General features: G+C 71.7%; 15 protein-coding genes. 5 read left to right on the top strand and 10 right to left on the bottom strand.

Annotated elements, in window-relative coordinates; genetic code table 11:
* Window positions 1–43: 43 nt before the first annotated feature.
* Window positions 44–508, top strand: coding sequence for a hypothetical protein (locus ACIBI9_RS39445; RefSeq protein WP_397230101.1), 465 nt, complete (start codon window positions 44–46; stop codon window positions 506–508).
* Here the strand turns inward: ACIBI9_RS39445 and ACIBI9_RS39440 are convergent.
* The 7 genes from ACIBI9_RS39440 to ACIBI9_RS39410 are packed head-to-tail and all read right to left on the bottom strand — an operon-like array spanning window position 466 to window position 12,757.
* A complete protein-coding gene (locus ACIBI9_RS39440) occupies window positions 466–3,135 on the bottom strand; it encodes a hypothetical protein (protein WP_397230099.1) in 2,670 nt (889 codons plus the stop codon). The two genes, ACIBI9_RS39445 and ACIBI9_RS39440, sit on opposite strands and share 43 nt — an antisense overlap.
* Complete coding sequence (locus ACIBI9_RS39435) at window positions 3,135–5,372, bottom strand: glycoside hydrolase family 3 protein (RefSeq protein WP_397230097.1); 2,238 nt, start codon at window positions 5,370–5,372, stop codon at window positions 3,135–3,137. Before ACIBI9_RS39435 ends, ACIBI9_RS39440 begins: the two co-directional genes overlap by 1 nt.
* Window positions 5,359–6,660 carry a glycosyl hydrolase gene (locus ACIBI9_RS39430; RefSeq protein WP_397230095.1) on the bottom strand — a complete coding sequence of 434 codons (1,302 nt, stop codon included), beginning with the start codon at window positions 6,658–6,660 and terminating at the stop codon, window positions 5,359–5,361. Before ACIBI9_RS39430 ends, ACIBI9_RS39435 begins: the two co-directional genes overlap by 14 nt.
* A gap of 1 nt (window position 6,661) precedes the next feature.
* Complete coding sequence (locus tag ACIBI9_RS39425; RefSeq protein ID WP_397230093.1) at window positions 6,662–7,468, bottom strand: carbohydrate ABC transporter permease; 807 nt, start codon at window positions 7,466–7,468, stop codon at window positions 6,662–6,664.
* A 56-nt stretch (window positions 7,469–7,524) separates the two neighbouring features.
* The gene (locus tag ACIBI9_RS39420; RefSeq protein WP_397230091.1) at window positions 7,525–8,442 is read right to left on the bottom strand and encodes a carbohydrate ABC transporter permease; all 918 of its coding nucleotides are present in this window, start codon (window positions 8,440–8,442) and stop codon (window positions 7,525–7,527) included.
* On the bottom strand, window positions 8,439–9,716 hold the full coding sequence (locus ACIBI9_RS39415) for an extracellular solute-binding protein (RefSeq protein WP_397230089.1): 1,278 nt from the start codon (window positions 9,714–9,716) through the stop codon (window positions 8,439–8,441). The genes ACIBI9_RS39420 and ACIBI9_RS39415 overlap by 4 nt, the downstream gene beginning before the upstream one ends.
* Window positions 9,713–12,757: an alpha-mannosidase gene (locus tag ACIBI9_RS39410; protein WP_397230087.1), complete on the bottom strand. Its 3,045-nt coding sequence runs from the start codon at window positions 12,755–12,757 to the stop codon at window positions 9,713–9,715. The genes ACIBI9_RS39415 and ACIBI9_RS39410 overlap by 4 nt, the downstream gene beginning before the upstream one ends.
* A 349-nt stretch (window positions 12,758–13,106) precedes the next feature.
* Here ACIBI9_RS39410 and ACIBI9_RS39405 point away from each other — a divergent pair, with 349 nt between their 5' ends.
* Window positions 13,107–14,141 (top strand): LacI family DNA-binding transcriptional regulator, encoded by a 1,035-nt coding sequence (locus ACIBI9_RS39405; RefSeq protein WP_397230085.1) that lies wholly within the window; start codon window positions 13,107–13,109, stop codon window positions 14,139–14,141.
* 12 nt (window positions 14,142–14,153) lie between these two features.
* Here the strand turns inward: ACIBI9_RS39405 and ACIBI9_RS39400 are convergent, their stop codons facing one another.
* Window positions 14,154–14,285, bottom strand: a complete 132-nt coding sequence (locus tag ACIBI9_RS39400) for a prolyl oligopeptidase family serine peptidase (protein ID WP_397230271.1) — start codon at window positions 14,283–14,285, stop codon at window positions 14,154–14,156.
* Here ACIBI9_RS39400 and ACIBI9_RS39395 point away from each other — a divergent pair.
* Together ACIBI9_RS39395 and ACIBI9_RS39390 are read left to right on the top strand one after the other, a co-directional pair.
* Window positions 14,223–14,441: a hypothetical protein gene (locus ACIBI9_RS39395; RefSeq protein ID WP_397230280.1), complete on the top strand. Its 219-nt coding sequence runs from the start codon at window positions 14,223–14,225 to the stop codon at window positions 14,439–14,441. The two genes, ACIBI9_RS39400 and ACIBI9_RS39395, sit on opposite strands and share 63 nt — an antisense overlap.
* 302 nt (window positions 14,442–14,743) lie before the next feature.
* Complete coding sequence (locus ACIBI9_RS39390; protein ID WP_397230083.1) at window positions 14,744–15,472, top strand: hypothetical protein; 729 nt, start codon at window positions 14,744–14,746, stop codon at window positions 15,470–15,472.
* 36 nt (window positions 15,473–15,508) lie between these two features.
* Here ACIBI9_RS39390 and ACIBI9_RS39385 read toward each other — a convergent pair whose 3' ends face one another.
* Window positions 15,509–15,868 carry a YdeI family protein gene (locus tag ACIBI9_RS39385; RefSeq protein ID WP_397230081.1) on the bottom strand — a complete coding sequence of 120 codons (360 nt, stop codon included), beginning with the start codon at window positions 15,866–15,868 and terminating at the stop codon, window positions 15,509–15,511.
* Between the two features lie 44 nt (window positions 15,869–15,912).
* Window positions 15,913–16,818, bottom strand: coding sequence for a LysR family transcriptional regulator (locus ACIBI9_RS39380; RefSeq protein WP_397230079.1), 906 nt, complete (start codon window positions 16,816–16,818; stop codon window positions 15,913–15,915).
* Window positions 16,819–16,987: 169 nt separating this feature from the next.
* On the opposite strand from ACIBI9_RS39380, the gene ACIBI9_RS39375 reads away from it, so the two are divergent.
* On the top strand, window positions 16,988–18,271 hold the full coding sequence (locus ACIBI9_RS39375; protein WP_397230077.1) for an MFS transporter: 1,284 nt from the start codon (window positions 16,988–16,990) through the stop codon (window positions 18,269–18,271).
* Window positions 18,272–18,306: the final 35 nt, after the last annotated feature.

The following is an 18,306-nucleotide window of genomic DNA, read 5'->3' as shown; positions in this document are numbered from 1 at the left end:
CCGCCGAGCACCCCGATTTCCGGCTGACGGCACCATGGTCGTCATGACCGAGGAACCCCTCACCGGTGGGAACAACGCCCTGGAAGTCGTACGGATCGGCGACACGGTCCGCCGCGCCCGCGACGCCGGCGCCGCGTTCGCCGCCCGGGTGCTGGCTCACCTGGAATCCGCCGGCTATCCCCACGCGCCCCGCCACCTCGGCATCGACGAGCAGGGCCGGGACATCCTGAGCTTCATCCCCGGCACCACCACCGACCATCCCGCGCAGCGGGCGCCCGGCGCGTACGCGGCCGGCGGGCGGATGCTGCGCGAGCTGCGCGACGGCTACGGCCGACCGCGCTTTCGTCCGGCGGCACCGGACGCTCCTGTTGTCCGCGCTGCGGTGAGGGGCGCCGCGAAAGCCGCTGCGGCACCGGGGACACGCTGCGGTGAGGGGCGCCGCGAAGGTCGCGGCGCCCCTGGCGATCAGTTGCCGCGCAGCACCGTCGTGGCCTTGTTGCCGGCGTAGTCCTCCAGCACCGCGACCACCTTGCTACCGGCGCTGGACATGGTCACCGTCTCGGCGGCCCGGGTGGTGCGGCCGCGGATGATGTACGGCTTGGCGCCCGACCCGTACGTCGTCGCGAACGACTTCGCCTGGCCGTCCTCAAGGATGGTCAGGGTGTGCCAGTCCGGAAGCGTCGGCCGGGAGAACGTGAACGTGTTCCCGCTGATCTTCACCGCCGACGCCGGGTAGGGCGCGATCTCGGTGTCGGCGAACTTCCCGCGCACCGCGGTGGCCGTGCCCGGTCCCGCCCGCAGGGTGAGCAGGTAGCCGTCGCCGTTGACGGGCACCCCGCTCAGCGTCGTGCCCGTGCTGGTCGCGGGCAGCTCGACCTCCTTGCTGTACGGGCGGGAGGTGTCGAGGCTCTGGACCTTCAGCGTGACGGGCCGTCCGTTCGCCGGGGGAGTCCAGGAGGCGGTCAGCGTGCCGTCCGGCTTCGCCGACGCCTTCACCTTGCCCGGCGCCGTGGCCAGGTCGAACGAGGTGGTCGCGGCCGGGCTCTCGGACCCGTCCGGGCCGACCGCCACCAGCCTGATCGTCCCCGACGTGGCCGTGAAGCGCTTGACGTAGTAGACGTCGTCGTAGATCCCGCCGAGGTAGGTGTCGTCGAGGTAGACGTCGTAGCGGCGCACCTTGTCGTACCCGGCGCGCTTCCAGGACAGGAACAGCTCGCCGGTCTCGGGCAGCAGCTGGGTGATGCGCAGGTCCTGCGGCGCCGCGGGCGTGCGATCCTTGCCGTCGCGCAGGGCCAGCGCGCCGAGGTTGACCTGGTACCCCTGGATGGGGCCGGCGCCGGCGGCGACGACCAGGCCGAGCGCGGCGACGCGCTGACCGGCGTACGCCGACAGGTCCACCGAGCGCGTGGTCCAGCCCGTGGTGCGCTGACCCGAGCCGGTCAGCGGCAGCTGGACCACCTTGCCGGGGTCGGAGGCGAGCACGAGGCCGAGCCGCAGCTCGGAGTCGTCGCTGGCCGAGGGCTTGTTGTAGGTCAGGTCGAGGGTCGAGCCCTTGGCGAGCTGCAGGTCCGTCTTGTAGAGCCGTACCGTGTTGTCGCTGCCGAGGGTGCCGCTGAGCACGAGCGAGCTGCCGCCGTTGTAGGCGCCGATCTTCTGGTACGAGAACCGGCTCGCCGGCGTGTACGCGGGACCGTAGTCGAAGTCGGCGCTGAGCGGCGTCCCGGCCGCGTCGATCCACCACTGCCAGGTCACCGGGATGTCCTGGAGGTTGATGTTGCCCCACTCCTTCGGGCTGGACAGCCGGCCCTTGGTCCAGGTGGACAGGCCGTGGCCGGTGTTGAAGGAGGTGGCGAACGTGGTGCCGCCGATGACGGAGCGCTCGGCGACGTACTTGGAGATACCCTTCCAGGTGCCCTCGGGGGTGGTGGAGCCGGCCGAGGAGCCGGTCCACCAGCGGCGCTCCCGGTCGAAGACGTCGCGCTGCGCGGCGTCGTCGGTCTTGTTCGCGTAGTCGGAGGAGACGAAGTCGGCGCCGAGGGTGGCGATGGCGTTCATCGGCGCGCCGGCGGCGTCGAGGTTGTCCTCCAGGTTGTACGGCTGGTTGAACTGGTACTGCCCCGCCTCGACCCCGGCGAAGACGCTCTTGCGGGAGTCCAGGCCGAGACCGGCGGCATAGCTCTTGGAGTTGGTGAGCTTGGTCCGGTTCCACCAGTAGTTGAGGAAGATGGAGTCGGACACGTCGCCGAGCCGCGGGTCGCGCACGAACGGGCCGTTGACCGCGTTGAACTCGTTCTGGTACGAGATGGCGCCGGTGGAGTTGTCGATGGAGTCGTACCACTGCACGTAGATGCCGCCGTCGCGCAGCTGCTTCAGGAATTGCTTGTACGCCGGGATGTCGGCCGGGGCGACCCGCGACTCCTGGTTGATGAAGTAGCCGTCGAAGCCGTAGAACTTGGCGACCTGGATGAGCTTGGCGGCCACGGGGAAGCCGCCGGCGGCGTCGCGGACCAGCAGCTCGGAGTATGCCTGGTCGCCGCGGTCGTTGTCGGAGAAGAAGATGCAGCCCAGCGAGCGCACCCCGTTGGCGTGGGCGGCGTTGGTGTATCCCGGGTTGGGCAGGTTGAGCATCCCGAACTCGAACCACTTCTCCCGCCAGTCGGCGGTCGGGTCGTAGTAGTTCACCGGGACTCCCTGGGTGGGCATGCCGTGCCAGGAGCCGTAGAAGTCGGCGTACTGCCAGTAGTTGAAGAGGTACTGGCTGAACTCGTTGGTGTAGGGGTGGCTCTCGAAGAAGGCGTTGCCGTAGTCGCCGGCCAGGGTCAGCAGCTGGGTGCCGGCGGGCAGCGCAGGGTTGCGCTGCGTGGCGGCGTTGGCGGCGTTGCGCTGCTGGAGCGGCACCTTGGCGCGCAGTAACTCGGCGCCGGTGTCGTCGGCGGGGTTCCAGCGCAGCAGGTCGGTGACGGAGTAGCCGTGCTGGTAGGGCTGGTTCGCGCCGACCGCGCTCTCGCCGGTCCACGGCAGCGTGTCGCTGGCCGCGGCGCCGGTGGCGGTCAGCGCGACGGCGAGCATCGCGGCCAGGACGGCGGTGCCGGCGCGTGTCACCGCCCTACTTCGGGTGCGATGTGATCGGGCCATCACGACTCCTCACTGTCGGGAAGGGGGTCGGCCGGTCCGGGGGAGTGGACGGCCGGGCGGATGGTTTCGTGCAGGTCCGCGACGTACAGGTCGGTACGGGCCCGGTCCGCCGCGTCCTCGGCGAAGCAGCGCGCGGCGGGCAGGTCCCAGACGACGGCGGTACGGGCGCCCGCCGGGACGGTGACCCGGCGGAAGGCGAGCAGCTCGCGCAGGCGCGGCAGCACCCGGCCTCCGGTACGGCGTCCGAACAGCGGCACGACGACCTCGGCCGGGGCGCCGCCGGGATTGGCGACCTCGACGCTCACCCGCACCGTGTCGGCGGCGGCCTCGGCGGTGAGGCGGTCGAAGTGGACGGGCCGATAGCGCAGGCCGTGGCCGAAGGGGAAGAGCACCGGGTCGGGCGCGTCCTGGTAGACGTCCCCGGCGGGGTGCCGGTCGTTGTGGCGGACCGGCACGGCGCCCGGATGGGCGGGCGCCGTGAACGGCAGGCGGCCGACCGGCTCGTAGCCACCGAACAGCGCGTCGATGATCGCGTGGCTGCCGTGCGGGCCGGGGTAGCCCGCCCACAGCAGCGCGTCGGTGTGCGCCAGGACGCCGGTGAGCACATGCGGCCGGCCGGCGATGACGACGGCCACCACGGGGCAGCCTGCCTGCGCGCGGACGGCGGTGACCAGGTCGTCCTGATCGCCGGGCAGGGCGAGGCCGGCCAGGTCGACGCCTTCCCCGGCGGTCGCCGTGGCCGCCTGGCCGGCGATCGCCCCGTTGGCGGCGAACTCCTCGGCGTACGTGCGGTGGCTCGTCCCGCCGAGCGCCAGGATCACCAGTTCGGCGCCGCTCAGGTCGGCCGCCGTGGGGATGCCCGGCGGGCACACCACCTCGGCGTCCGGCAGGGCCTGCCGCAGGGCGAGGTCCAGGCCGGCGGCCGACCCCTGGGGCAGGGGCGGCACGTAGTCGCCCAGCAGGGCGGTGACGTCGCGGGCGTTCGGGCCGGCGAGGACGACCTTGGTCAGCGACCGCGGTTCGAGGGGCAGGACGGTGTTGTGGAGGAGGACCAGCGACTGCCGGGCCAGGCGACGGGACAGGCCGTCGGCGGTCCGACCGGCCAGCGCGAGCGACTCGCGTTGGGCACGCGGGACGGCCTCACCCGCGCTGTCCGGGAGCAGGCCGGCGCGGTGCTTGAGGGTGAGCACCCGGCGGCAGGCGGCGTCGACCAGCTCGGCCACCCGCGGGTCCGCCGTGGCCGCCTCCTCCAGCAGGGCGAAGGACTCGTCCCAGAGCGACAGGTCCACCCCGGCCTCCAGCGCGGCCACGGCGGCGCCCGCCGTGTCACCCGTCATCGCGGTCAGCCGGTCCACGGCCAGCCCGTCGGCCATGACGATCCCGTCGAATCCGCATTCGTCCCGCAGGAAGCCGGTCAGGAGGTCGCGGTTGGCGCAGCACGGCACCCCGTCGATGTCGTTGTAGGCCGCCATGAACCCCAGCGCCCCGGCCTCCACCGCGGCCCGGGCGGCCGCGAGATGCAGCTCGCGCAGGTCGCGCGGGCCGATGACGGCGGACTGCCCGTTGCGCCCGCCGACCGCCTCGCCCTGGGCGGCCAGGTGCTTGAGCACGATCGCGACCCCGCCGCGGCCCACCGCGCCGCGATCGGCGCCCTGCATGCCGATCACCAGCGCCCTGGTGAGCTCGGCGGCCAGCAGCGGATCCTCCCCGAAGCACTCCTCCGCCCGGCCCCAGCGAGGGTCCCGCAGCAGGTCGAGCGCGGACACCAGGGCCAGGTGCACGCCGCTCGCGGCGAGTTCGGCGGCGACGGCGGCCGCGGCCTCGGTCAGCAGGTCCGGATCCCATCCAGCGGCCACCGCGAGGTTGGTGGGCATCAGCGTCCCGCCGAGCGCCTGGTGCCCGTGCGGGGCCTCCTCCGACAGCAGCACCCCGATGCGGTGGCCGCCGGCCCGCGCCACCTCGTCCTGGACGAGGGCGGCGACCTCGGCGCGTTCCTCCGGCCGGATCCCGTCGGCCCAGGTGCGGCCCGACCAGGCGTCGGCGCGGAAGACCCCGTACAGCGCGCCGAGCCCGCCCCACCGGTCGAGCTCGGCGCGGGCGAGCCCGGTGAGCCGGAATCCGCCCCGAGGGGCCCGCTGCACGGCCTGCCAGCCGTAGAGGCGCTGGTTGAGCTGGCCGACCTTCTCGCGCAGGGACAGCTTGGCGAGCAGCCGCTCGACCGGCTCAGCGGTCGGCATGGGCGGCCATCCGGTCGAGGACCTCGTCATCGCTGACCGAGCTGTAGAAGGTGCGGCCCGTGGGCTCGGCGTGGACGAGCCGTTCGATGCCACGTGCCCGCAGCGCGGCCGGGTCGCCCGCGGTCGCGGAGGTCACCAGGGCGGGGCGGGCCCCGGCGCGTGCCCGGCCCATCCAGGTCTCGAAGACGCCGCCGCCGGGGGAGAGCTCCGCCCGGGACACGGGGACGTCGTCGGCGCCGACGGGGACGACGACGGCCTCGGTCCGCGGGGCGGGGCGCGGCCGGTGCCGCAGCTCCGCGGCCAGTTCGGCGAAGCGCCGGCCGATCGGCTTGACCGCGCCGTCCGCCCCGATCAGGCCGAGGCTGTGCTCCAGGTCGGGGAAGTCGGCCAGCCGGCGTTCCACGTCGTGGGAGCACCACCACGTGACCCCCCAGAGGGCGTCGCTGTCGGCCGCCGCCCGCACGGTCCCCTCGCAGAAGCCGGGCGCCTGGTCCTCGGTGAGGTGGTTGAGCGGCGCGCCGACCTCCTGCAGCCACACCGGACGCGCCGGGTCGAGGGCGAAGGCGCGCGACAGCTCGATGAGGTACGCGGCGTGGGTGAGGCTTTCGTGTGACATCGCCCCATAACCCTGAGCGGTGCCGTTGAAGATCCACGAGTGGATCACGCTCATCTGGCCGTGCCGGGTGGAGTGCGCGGGGGTGAAGGGGTGGTCGTCGGCGTACCAGACGGCGTCGTACTCGGCGTTGAGCCGGAAGTGGCGGCGGTCGCGCGGGCCTTCGCCGTGCAGTGCCCGCAGCCAGGCCGTCACCTGCTGGGCGGTGGCCGGCATCGGGCTCGGGTGCAGGGCGGAGGTGAACTGGTTGACCTCGTTGCCCAGGGTCAGGCCGAGGAAGTTGGGCAGGTCGTACAGGTGCTCGTCGAGCGCCTCCACCAGCTCGGCCTGCGCGGCGACCGCGTCTGGATCGGTGAACATGCTGCGACGGTGCCAGTCCGTCAGCCAGCTCGGCACGAAGTCGAAGCCGGACAGGTGCCCCTGGAGGACGTCCACGCTGGCGTCGAGGCCGGCTTCGCCGGCGATCTCCACGACGCGGCGGACGTCGTCGAGGGCGCGGAGGCGGATCAGCGTGCGGTTCGGCTGCAGGACGGGCCACAGCGGCAGCACGCGTACGTGATCCAGGCCCAGCCCGGCCAGGGCCTGCATGTCCCGCCGGGTGGCCGCCCAGTCCGGATCCAGCCAGGAGTAGAACCAGTCCTGGGAAGGCGTGTAGTTGACCCCGAATCTCAGCATTTCAACCTTTCAAGCCTCCCGCTTCGAGCCCGCGGAAGAAGTAGCGCTGCAAGATGGCGAAGAACGTGACGATGGGAACCAGGGCGATGATCGTGCCGGCCGCGATGAGGCGCGGATCGTCGTAGAAGGTGCCGCGCAGGCGGTTCAGCCCGACGGTGAGGGTGTAGTTGTCCTCGTCGGACAGCACGATGAGGGGCCACAGGAAGTCGTTCCACGAGCCGACGAAACCGAAGATCGCAACGACCGTGATGACGCCCTTGACCTGGGGGACGGAGACGCGGATGAACCGCTGCCAGGCGTTGGCGCCGTCGACGATGGCCGCCTCCTCGAACTCGGCGGGCAAGTTGCGGAACGCGTTGCGCATGAGCAGGACGTTCAGGGCGGCCACGATCGTCGGCAGGACGACCCCCAGCAGGGTGTTGGCCAGCCCGGCCGACCTGACCAGCAGGAACTGGGAGATCAGCACGGTCTCGGCCGGGACGAGCAGGGCCGCGACGCAGATGCCGGCCGCCACCCCCCGCCCGCGGAAGCGCAGCTTGCCCAGCGCGTACCCGGCGCTGGTGGCGCCCACCACGTTGCCGGTGACGGCCATGGCGGCCACGATCAGGGAGTTGAGCAGGTAGTGCGGCACCGGGACGCGGTCGAGCACCGTCGCGAAGTTCCCCAGCGTGGGATGGCCGGGAAGCAGCTCGGGCGGGCGCGTGTAGAGCGCGTCGCCGGCGCCCTTGAGCGACAGCGAGACCTGCCACAGCAGCGGGCCCGCCAGCAGCACGGCCATCAGCAGGAGGATCAGGTAGCGCACGGCCATACCTGGCGAGACGTTTCTGCGGCGGCGGCGTCGTCGTCGCGCGGACGGACCGGACATCAGGAGGACCTCTGTTTGCGTTGCAGGACGAGCTGCGCGACCAGCAGCCCGCCGAGGATGACGAACATGACCAGGCTGATCGCGCCCGCGTATCCGGTGCGCGCCTGCAGGCCGGTGCCCTCGCGCTGGATGAGCATGGTCATCGTGAGATCGCCGCCGCCCACCCCGCCGGTTCCGTCCGTGAGGACGTAGATCTCGCCGAACACCCGGAAGGCCGCCACCGAGGACAGCACTCCGATGAGCCCCATCGTGGAGCGCACCCCTGGGACGGTGACGCTGAGGAAGGTACGCACCAGGCCCGCGCCGTCCATCGCCGCCGCGTCGTACAGGCTCTGGTCGATGTTCGCCAGCGCGGCCAGGTAGATGACCATGTAATAGCCCAGGCCCATCCACACGGTGACGAACATCGCGCTGAACAGCAGCAGCCACCGGTCGGTGAGGAAGGGGACCGGCGCGGTGACCGCTTTGAGCGTGCCCAGCAGCTCGTTCACCAGGCCGCGCTTGTCGAGCATGTTCGTCCAGATCAGCCCGATGATGACCGGCGACATGATCACCGGCAGGTACATCGTGGTGCGGAAGAACCCCATCAGCCGCCCGGCGCCGCTCAGCAGCGTGGCGAGCACGAGTGGCAGCGCCACCATGAGCGGCACCACGCACACCGTGTAGAGCGTGGAGTTGAGCAGGGCGGTGCCGAAGCGCTCATCGGTGAACATCCGCCGGAAGTTGTCCCACCCGGTGAACTCCCCGGTCCTGAGGAGGGTGGAGTCCGTGAACGCCAGCCGCAGCGTGTTGAGGAACGGGACGAGGACCAGGACCACGATGACGGCCAGTGCCGGCAGCAGGAACAGCCACGGGGTCAGGCGCCAGCGATGGGTCGCCGGCGCGCTGACCTCGTCGTGCGTGGCGGAGCGGGTCATCCGTGCGTGGCCAGCCGCTCGTTGGAGTACTTGACCGACTCGTCCAGCGCCTGCTGCACCGTCTTCTTGCCGAGCAGCGCCTGGGCGATCTGCTCGCGCAGCGTGTCGGCGTCGGCCGAGCCGGAGAACGCCGGAGGCCACCACACGACCGCCTTCTTGACCTGGGCGGCGCTCTCCAGACGCACCTTCGTGGCGGGGTCGCCGTCGTCCTGGGTGAAGTACTCGTCGTCCATCGACCCGGCCGACGAGGGGAACACCGAGGCCTTCTTGGCGAAGGCGAGCTGGTTGGCGGCGTTGGTGACGTACTTGGCGAAGGCCGTGGCCAGCGGCTGGTTCTTGCCGGCGGCGTTCACGACGAGCGACTCGATGAACATGTTGGGGGCGGCGTTGCTGATCCGCGGCCCGATCCCGAGCGTCTTGTAGATGTCGGGCGCGGTGTCCTTCAGGTCGTTGAGGGTGTAGGAGCTGCCCGACAGGTACGCCAGCCGGCCGGCCTTGAACTCCTCGACCTCCTTGGTCTGGAGGTTGTTCAGCGCCTCCTGGGTCAGGCCCTTGCTGGCGAACAGCTTCCTGAACCGCTCGACGAACTCCGCGCCCTTGGCGTCGTTGTAGGTGAACTTCTTGCCCGTGGCGTCCATGAGGGGCACGCCGTACTCGCCGAACATCTCGATGACGGGCATCCGGGCGATCATCGACACGTCCGAGCAGTTCTTGGCCATGGTCTCGGCCTGGTTGAACAGCTCGTCGTAGGTGGCGGGCAGCTTGGCCGGGTCGAGACCGCACTTCTTGAACAGCGCGGTGTTGAAGAACGACGGCCCGGTGTTCAGGTACCACGGGTAGCCGTAGGTCCCGCCGCCGAGCCCGCCGAACGTCATCGCCTGCCACGCCTTGTCCAGGTACTGGCCCTTGGCCTGGGGATCGGCCTTGTTGAGGTCGAGCAGGACCCCCGCCTGGGCCAGCGTGTAGGCGGCCTCGGGGCCCATGTCCACGACGTCGGGCAGCGCCCCCGCCGCGGCGTCGGCCGACAGCTTGTCCTGGTAGCCCTCGGCGGGCTGGTCCACCCAGGCGATCTTGGTGCCCGGGTGCTCCTTCTCGAAGGCCGCGATCAGCTCGGTGAAGTAGGGCGTGAACTTCTCGTTCTTCAGGTTCCACGTCTGGAACTTGATCGATCCCGACAGCGCCCCGCCCGAGGCCTGCGGCGTCGTGCCGTCACCGCACCCGGACAGCAGCAGCGATCCCAGGGCGAGGGCCGCGACGCAGGTCCATGTTCTCATTGGACGTCCTCCTTGAGTGATGCATGAGTGGCGATCCGCAGGGTCGCCACCTGGAAGGGGCCGAGTTCCAGACGGGCCTCGTTCACGGGGCGGCGTCCTTCGGCCAGGGCCAGGGGCAGGTCGTCGTCGCCGCCGATCTCCCGTTCGAGCAGGTCGGTCTCCCACACGACGGCCCCGGCGCCCAGCTCCTCGTGGCAGCGCAGCCGGGCGCTCGCCCGTGCTCCCCGCGTCTCGTACACGCGTACGACCAGGTCGCCGGAGCCGTCGTCGGCCTGCTTCACCCAGTCGACGAGCGCGTGGCCGGTGAGGAGCTCCAACTGGACCAGCGGCGCAGGCAGCCCGGCGAGGTCGGGCGCGTTGAACGCGTACGCGGCCTCGACCGCGGCCGGCACGTCCGCGCCGGGCAGCACCGCCCAGCGGAAGGTGTGCGTGCCGAGGTCGGCGCGGGGGTCGGGGAAGCGCGCGCCCCGCAGCAGCGAGAGCCGGACGACGGTGGAGTCGCCGTCGGCGCGGGCGTCGGCCCCGTACATCGTGTCGTTGACGATCGCGAGGCCGAAGTCGCCGTCGTCCACGTGCACGTAGCGGTGCATCGCGGCCTCGAACATCGCCTCCTCGGTGGCGGTGTTCGCGAGCAGCGGGCGTTCGACGTAGCCGTACTGGGTCTCGAAGCGCGCGGTCCGGGCCAGGACCCGCACCGGGACGGCGACCTTGAGCAGGCGTTCGCGCTCCTGCCAGTCCACGGCGCACTCGGTCTCGAACCGCCCGGTGCCGGCCCGCAGCCACATGGTCAGCGTGATCGTGGACGCGCCGGCCCGCCGGACCACCTCCACGCCGGCGTCGGGCCCGCTGCGGACCACCCTGCTGCTGGTGACGTCGTCGAGTGCCTGGGGGTGGCGCAGCACGTGGCGGTCCACGTCCCAGGCGTCCCAGCGCACCGGCTCGTCGCGGAAGAGCTGCAGCTCGTTGAGACGCCGGCCGGGCGGGACGACCTCCCGGCCGCTGCGCAGGTCGCGGAGCGAGACGACGTGGCCGCCGCCGTCCACCACGACCCGCAGCAGGCCGTCGTCCAGCACGGTGGCGCCGGCCTCGCCGTCGGTGACCTCGACGCCGACCACGACCGGGGCCGCACCCGGCCGCGCCGGCGTGGTGAACGGGGGCAGCCCGCCCTCGGCCTGCTCGCCGCCCAGCGCCGCGCCGGCCCGCTTGATCAGATCGTGCAGGCGCTCCTCGAGCGCCTGGTAAGTGTCGCGGGCCTCGCGGTGCACCCAGCTGATCGACGTACCCGGGAGGATGTCGTGGAACTGGTGCAGCAGCGCGGTGCGCCAGATCTCGTCGAGCTCTTCACGCGGATACGGCGCGCCGCGCAGCGCGCTCGCCGCCGTGCTGAGATATTCGGCCGCCCGCAGCAGCGACTCGCAGCGCCGGTTGTGCCGCTTCATGGCCGCCTGCGAGGTCAGGGTGCCCCGATGCAGCTCCAGGTAGAGCTCGCCCCGGTAGACCGGCTCCAGCGGCCCCGCCTCCCGCAGCTCGGACTCGGCCTCCTCGAAGAACTCCGCCGGGGTCCTGGAGATCACGCGTGGCGCCCCCTCCAGGTCGGCGAAGCGGCGCAGCCGCTCGGCCATCTCCCGGGTGGGACCGCCGCCTCCGTCGCCGTAGCCGTAGGGGAGCAGCGAATGGGAGGCGATCGCCTTGTCCTTGAACGTGGCGACCGCGTGATGGAGCTCGCGGGCGGTCACCTCGGCGGCGTATGTCTCCGCGGGCGGGAAGTGGGTGAAGACGCGGGTGCCGTCGATGCCCTCCCACCAGAAGGAGTGGTGCGGGAAGACCGTGGTGTCGTTCCAGGAGATCTTCTGCGTCAGGAACCAGCGGGACCCGGCCCTGCGGGCCAGCTGCGGCAGGGCGCCCGAGTAGCCGAAGGAGTCGGGCAGCCACATCTCACGGGGTTCGCGGCCGAAGCGGCTGAGGAAGTATCTCTTGCCGTAGGTCAGCTGGCGCACCATCGACTCGCCGGTGGGGATGACGCCGTCCGCCTCCACCCACATGCCCCCGACGGGTACGAACCGGCCCTGCTCGACGTAGCGCCGCACCCGCGCGAACAGCTCCGGATAGTGCTCTTCGAGCCAGCTGAAGTGCTGGGCCGCCGACATCGTGTACACCAGGTCGGGGTCGGCGTCGAGGAGGGCGAGGGCGTTGGAGACCGTACGGGCGAGCTTGCGGACCGTCTCGCGCAGCGGCCACAGCCACGCCGTGTCCATGTGCGCGTGCCCGACGGCCGTGATCCGGTGGGCGCTGGCGTGCGCGGGCGTGGCCAGGACGGGGGCGAGGATCGCCCGCGCGCGCCTGGCGCCGGCCTCGGCGTCCGCCTCGTCGTAGACGTCCAGGGCCTCCTCGATCGCGCGCAGCAGCCGCCAGTGACGCGGCTCGTCCGTGCTCAGCTCGGCGGCCAGGCCGCCGGCCACGTCCAGGTCGCAGCACAGGGCGTGGATCTCGGGCGAGAACGCGGCGATCTCCGCACGGCGCAGCCTGAACTGCTCGAACGGCTCCTCCGCCCCCTTCTCGCCGTGCTCGGTGACGACGAAGGGCGGCAGGCCGAGCAGCAGGGGGTTGGCCGCCGCCTCGACATAGAGCACGAACGAGCCGTCGGCGTCGACCAGGTCGCGTCCGTGGCCGCGTAGCCGGATGTCGTACTGGCGAGGGTGCAGGCCCTTGACGATCGTCCCGTCAGAGGTGAAGACCAGGCCCTCGCAGTGACCGCCCACGGAGTGGTCGAACCAGCCCAGGTCCAGCACCAGGTCGATCGGCCCGGCCTGCCCCGGGTCGACCGTGCCCCGGATCCGGAACCAGGTCGTGGACCAGGCCTCGCCCCAGGCGGCGCCCAGGGGGAAGGGGCGGTAGTCGGGGGCGGTCCGGCCGGCCTCGGGTTCGAGCCCGAGGGCATGGCGGGCGCGCACCGGCTCGCCGTCGTCCGGGACCGTCCAGGCCTCGACCTCGACGCCTGCCAGGCGGGTGTGCAGCCGGGGCTGGATCCGTTCCCGCCGCACGCGGGCGAGCCTCTCTAGAGTGCGGCTGAGATGGTTGTGCATGTCGTACCTCTCCGTAGCGGAGATATTACAATCGGCCTAATACGTTTTAGTGCGTTATGATCTGCAGGCGACCGCAGACTAATACGTTTTAGGTCCTGCAGTCACCCGGGGAGCTCATCAAGTTTGCATAACGACGGCGGTCCTCCACTGGGCTCGCCGCGATGATCAAGATACTTGTCCGGACAACCCACTCGGTAGAATCCCTGCTGGAGGAGCGATGCCGCCGAACGACCAGGTTCCGCCCCAGGACTCCGCCGGCGCCTCGCCGGGGCCTGACTCAACGGGACCTGCCTCGACGGAGCCCCCCTTGGCGGGCACGGCACCGGCCCGGCTGAGGAGCACCGACATCGCGCGGCTGGCCGGGGTGTCGGTGTCGGCGGTGTCGCTGGCGTTCAACGCCCGCCCCGGCATCAGCGACGCCACGCGCAAGCGCATCCTCGAGGTCGCCGAGGAGCTCAACTGGCGCCCGCACCGGGCCGCACGCGCCCTCAAGGGGGCCAACAACGACGTGGCCGGCATTGTCATCGCCCGTCCGGCCCGCACGCTGGGCGTCGAGCCGTTCTTCGCCCATTTCCTGTCCGGCCTGCAGTCGCGCCTGTCCAACGAGGGGATCGCCACCCAGCTCCTCATCGTCGAGGACACCGAGGCGGAGGTGGCGGTCTACCGCCGCTGGGCCGCCGAGAACCGGGTCGACGGGCTCGTGCTGCTCGACCTCACGGTCGACGACGTCCGGCCCCGGCTCGTCGCCGACCTGCGCGTCCCCGCCGTCATCCTGGGCGGCCACGGGGCGCCGCTGCCGCTGACCAGCGTCTGGGTCGACGACCACGCGGCGATGACCCGCATCCTCGAATATCTCGCCGCGCTCGGCCACCGGTTCATCGGCCACGTCAGCGGCATACCGTCCTACCAGCACACGCGCCGCCGCCTCCAGGCCATCGGTGACGCCCGCGAGGCACTCGGCATCGACATCGCCAGCGTGGCCACCGACTACTCCGACACCCAGGGCGCCTCGGCCACCCGCCGCCTCCTGGAAGCGAGCCCGCGGTGCACGGCGATCATCTACGACAGCGACGTCATGGCCGCCGCGGGGCTCGGCGTGGCCACCGAGATGGCGGTGCCGGTCCCCGGCGAGGTGTCCATCGTGTCCTTCGACGACTCCATCCTCACCCATCTGCCGCATCCCCCGATCACCGCCCTGACCCGCGACACGTACGCGCTGGGCATGCTGACGGCGACCGAGCTGCTCCACACGATGGCCGAACGCCCGGAGCCCCGCGCGGTCCAGGCTCCGACACCGGAGCTCGCCGTCCGCGGCAGCACCGCCCCACCACCGGGTGCATGATCGCCGCCTGGTTCAGCCGGCGAGCCATCGGTCGAACCACGCGCGGGTGCGCCTGAGCAGGTCGAGCTGGTGGTCGCGGTCTTGGATGGAGTGACCTTCCCCCGGATAGACGACGAACTGGTGCTCGACCCCGAACCGCCGCAGCTGCCGCCGAGCCCCGCCTCGAGGGTGCCGGTGTCCAGGTCGAGCAGCCGTAACCGCCCGTACGGCACCCGCTCTCCCCACACCATGACGCCCTCGCCGACCGGGCGGTCCGTGACCACCACCGCGACCAGCCGGCCGCAGGCGAGCGGGAGGTAGCCGGAGATCCCGCCCTCCCAGGCGGTCAGGGTCTCGGTGTCACCACTGTCGAGCGGGATCCGGTGCAGCTGGGTGGTGCCGCGCCGGATCCGGTCCGATACGAAGAAGAGCGAGGCCGAGTCCGGGGCCCAGCGCGGGAGGAAGTCCTTCGCCGTGCCGGCGGTCAGCTTCCTGGGCGCCGAGCTCCCGTCGGCCGTGGCACGGCACCGTCCACCACCAGTTGGGGGGTGACTTCGCTCATCAAGCGCGCCCTTCGTCAAAGCGGAGACCCTCGATGATCTCACCCCCTAATATCCACATTTATGATCATCCGTCTATTAGCCGGGACGGCCGCCGGCCTGGCGCTGTTCTCCGGTACGGCGCTCGCCGCGCCGGTCAAGGGCGCTCCCGAGCTCACCCACAACGATCTCTACAAGGCGGCCGCGCTGCCCAAGGCCGCCTGCAAGCTGGACAAGGGCACGAGCGCCGCGTCGACCAAGAAGTACGTCACCAAGCTCGTCGCCTGCCTGAACACGGCCTGGAAGCCGGCCATCAAGGACTTCACCCCGGTGAAGGTGGAGTTCAAGGCCGCGGACGACAAGGAGTCCTGCTCCACCGGCATGGACGTCTCCGGCTCGTTCTCCGAGATCTGCGCCACGACCATCCAGGTCCGGCTGGCCGACGACTGGATCAAGGCCAAGAACGACCTCGCGGTGTTCACGTCCATCACCAGGACATGGGGCGGGGTCGTGACCGGGCAGACCGGCATCGGGAAGGCCTGGTGGGGGCTCGAGAACGATGCGGACGAAGCCATCATGAACGAGCAGAACCGCCGCTACTACCTGCAGATCGACTGCTTCGTGGGCGTGTCGGCGAAGGCCGTGGGGCGGCAGGTCAAGGACTGGAAGCCCGTCGCCAAGGTCCCGACGTTCTGGAAGAACCGGTTCCAGGGCAAGACCGCCAACCGGCTCGCCTGGCTCGAGAAGGGCTACAAGTCCGGCAAGCCGGGCGCCTGTAACACCTGGACGGCGAGCTCTTCCAAGGTCGCCTGAACCGGATCGCCGGCCACCGCCCCGGGGCGGTGGCCGTCAGCCGTCGAGCGGGGTCGGGAAGCGGCCGCCGGCCTCGGCGCGCTCGAACGCCGCGAGGCCGGCCCGGTGCATGCGGCCCTCGCGCCGCAGCCGCTCGACCCGTGCGATGTTCCGCTGCGACCAGGGGCTACGCCTCCGGCGCGGGCTGAAGCGCTGGCAGTAGGTGGACTCGTCGCGGCGGCGGGCCAGGCCGTCGATCCACCCGTAGCACAGCGCCTCCTGCAGGGCCTGCTCGTAGGTGAGGCTGGTGGGGTCGTCCGTGCCCTTCTTGGCCAGCACGAGCCAGGCCTCGGTCATGGAGTCGTGGTGGCCGTCCAGCCAGCTTCGCCATGCGGCGGCGTCCGCGAGGATCATCATGGAGTCCATGCTCCCAGTCAAAGTGCTCATCAATTGAGCACTTATCAGCCGTGCCGGCTGAGGATCTCGCGTACGAGCTCGCGCAGCCACACGTGCGCGGGGTCCACGTCGTAGCGGGGATGCCACGCCTGAGACAGCGTCATCTCCGGCAACGCGAACGGGATCGGGAACGTCGCCAGCCCCAAAGCCTCCACCAGCGGCCGGGTCAGCCGCTCCGGCGTCATCCCGACCAGGTCGGACCGCCGCACCACCAGCAGCGACGCCTCGAACGTCGGCACCGAGCCCGCGATCCGGCGCGTCAGCCCCATGCCGGCCAGGATCTCGTCCACCGGGCCCTCGTCGCGGCCCCGCCGGGTGGCGATCACGTGCTCGGCCGCCGCCAGCCGCTCCGCCGTGACCGGCCCGTCGAGCAGCGGGTGCCCGGGACGGACGACGCCCACCGCCCGGTCCGCCATGATCGGCTCGACCCGCGTCTCCGGCGCCGGGTCCGAGATCACGGTCACCTCCAGGTCCGCGCTCCCGTCACGCAGCGCCTGCGCGTCGCCGTACCCCTCGGGGATGAAGTGGAAGCGCACCCCGGGGGCAGATGCGGCCGCCTCTGTCAGCAGCGCCACGCTCATGGCCGTGATCACCGCGTCCGAGGCCAGGATCGTGAAGCGCCGTACGAGTGTGGCCGGGTCCAGCCGCCCCGGCGGCGTGAACACCTTCCTGGCCGCCTCGACCAGCGCCCGTACCTCGCCCTGCACGGCCAGCGCCCGCGGAGTGGGCACCATCTGCCGCCCCGAGCGCACGAGCACGGGATCGCCCATCGCCTTGCGGATGCGGCCGAGCGTCCGGCTCATGGCCGGCTCCGACAGGTGCAGCCGGTGCGCGGCGGCCGAGACGCTGCCCTCCTCCAGCAGGACGTCCAGCGCGATCAGCAGGTCCAGGCTGGGTTGCGTCTGACGCATATATCACCTGAAAAAGATGCATTTGAGGTCAAGTCAGGACCGAGTTTACGGTGAATTCCGCGGGAGGCCTCCGCTCGACTCATCACCCATCTCCACAATCCGGGGGTTTCGCATGCCCGCAATGACGTTAGAAACCGGTCATCCCGCCCGGACACGGATCATGGCCCTGATGGCCGCCTCCGTGATCCTCACGGTCGCCCTGGTCGCCGCCGTCAACCTCGCCATCCCCACGCTCGCCGCGAGCGAGCTGCGCCCGTCTCAGTCCCAGATCCTCTGGATCGTGGACGCGTACGTCATCGTCTTCGCCTGCCTGCTCATCCCGGCCGGAGCGGCCGGCGACCGGTTCGGCCGCAAGGGGGTGCTGCTGGCGGGACTGGGCGTGTTCGCGGCGGGCTGCCTGCTGGCCGCGCTCGCACCGGACGTCGGCACGCTGATCGCCGCCAGGGCGGTCAGCGGCGCGGGCGCGGCCCTGGTGATGCCCGCCTCCCTGGCCCTGACGGTCGGCGTCTACCCGGCCGCCGAACGCGGGCAAGCCGTCGCCGCGTGGACCGCCGCCACCGGCGCCGCCGGGGTGGTCGGCAACGTGGGCGGCGGCGCGGTCATGGAGTACCTGCCGTGGCGGGCCCTGTTCGGCGTGCCGGTGCTGCTGGCCGGGGTGCTGGCCGTGCTGGTCGCCGTGCTGGTGCCGCGGGCGCCCCGCCTGGCGTCGACCCCGCTGGACCTGCCGGGGGCAGTGCTGCTCACGGCCGCGTCCGTGGCGCTGCTGGCGGGGGTCATCGAGGGGCCCGAGGACGGATGGGGGAGCGGGTTCGTGCTGTCGGCGTTCGGCGTGGCGGCCGTGCTGTTCTGCGTCTTCGTCGCGCACCAGCTCCGCGCGCCGCGGCCGCTGCTCGACCCCCGGCTGTTCGCGCTGCCGCGGCTGCGGGCGGGGACGCTGGGCGTGGCGGTGACGTTCTTCGGGCTGTTCGCGATGTTCTTCGTCAACGCCCGCTTCCTGCAGGAGGCCAAGGGCTTCTCGCCGCTGGTCACCGGAGTCGCCATCCTGCCACTCGTCGTCCCCATGATCGTCCTGTCGCGGCTGTCGGGTCGGCTCCCCGCGCGGCCGGCCGTCCCGGCCGGGCTGGCGGGGATCGTGGCGGGGCTGGTGCTGCTGTCGTTCGCGGACGCGGCCATGCCGTACCCGGTGTACGCGGTCGGCCTGGTCGTCATGGGGGCGGCCATGGGGGTGTGCCTGCCGGTGCTCTCGCACGAGATCATGGCGGCGCTGCCGCGCGAGCGGGCCGGACTCGGCTCGGGGCTCAACAGCGCCACCCGCGAGCTCGGCAGCGCGGTCGGGGTCGCCGTCATGGGCACGGTGATGGCCACGTACGGGATGAGCGCCGGCTACCGCGTCGTGGCGGCCGTGGTCCTGGCCGGCGGCGTGCTGGTCACCTGGTGGCGCGGCCGGGACTGAGACCTGGCCCGCCGCGGGGTCGCCGCGGCGGGCCG

It is taken from the genome of Nonomuraea sp. NPDC050451, assembly GCF_044458585.1.
The sequence above is the reverse complement of the archived record's forward strand: the minus strand, read 5'-3'. Positions and strand labels throughout refer to the sequence as shown.

Coding starts and splice junctions, on each gene's coding strand:
- ACIBI9_RS39445 (WP_397230101.1), top strand. CDS start 44: ATGACCGAGGAACCCCTCACCGGTGGGAACAACGCCCTGGAAGTCGTA.
- ACIBI9_RS39440 (WP_397230099.1), bottom strand. CDS start 3,135: ATGGCCCGATCACATCGCACCCGAAGTAGGGCGGTGACACGCGCCGGC.
- ACIBI9_RS39435 (WP_397230097.1), bottom strand. CDS start 5,372: ATGCCGACCGCTGAGCCGGTCGAGCGGCTGCTCGCCAAGCTGTCCCTG.
- ACIBI9_RS39430 (WP_397230095.1), bottom strand. CDS start 6,660: ATGCTGAGATTCGGGGTCAACTACACGCCTTCCCAGGACTGGTTCTAC.
- ACIBI9_RS39425 (WP_397230093.1), bottom strand. CDS start 7,468: ATGGCCGTGCGCTACCTGATCCTCCTGCTGATGGCCGTGCTGCTGGCG.
- ACIBI9_RS39420 (WP_397230091.1), bottom strand. CDS start 8,442: ATGACCCGCTCCGCCACGCACGACGAGGTCAGCGCGCCGGCGACCCAT.
- ACIBI9_RS39415 (WP_397230089.1), bottom strand. CDS start 9,716: ATGAGAACATGGACCTGCGTCGCGGCCCTCGCCCTGGGATCGCTGCTG.
- ACIBI9_RS39390 (WP_397230083.1), top strand. CDS start 14,744: ATGATCATCCGTCTATTAGCCGGGACGGCCGCCGGCCTGGCGCTGTTC.
- ACIBI9_RS39385 (WP_397230081.1), bottom strand. CDS start 15,868: ATGATGATCCTCGCGGACGCCGCCGCATGGCGAAGCTGGCTGGACGGC.
- ACIBI9_RS39380 (WP_397230079.1), bottom strand. CDS start 16,818: ATGCGTCAGACGCAACCCAGCCTGGACCTGCTGATCGCGCTGGACGTC.
- ACIBI9_RS39375 (WP_397230077.1), top strand. CDS start 16,988: ATGGCCGCCTCCGTGATCCTCACGGTCGCCCTGGTCGCCGCCGTCAAC.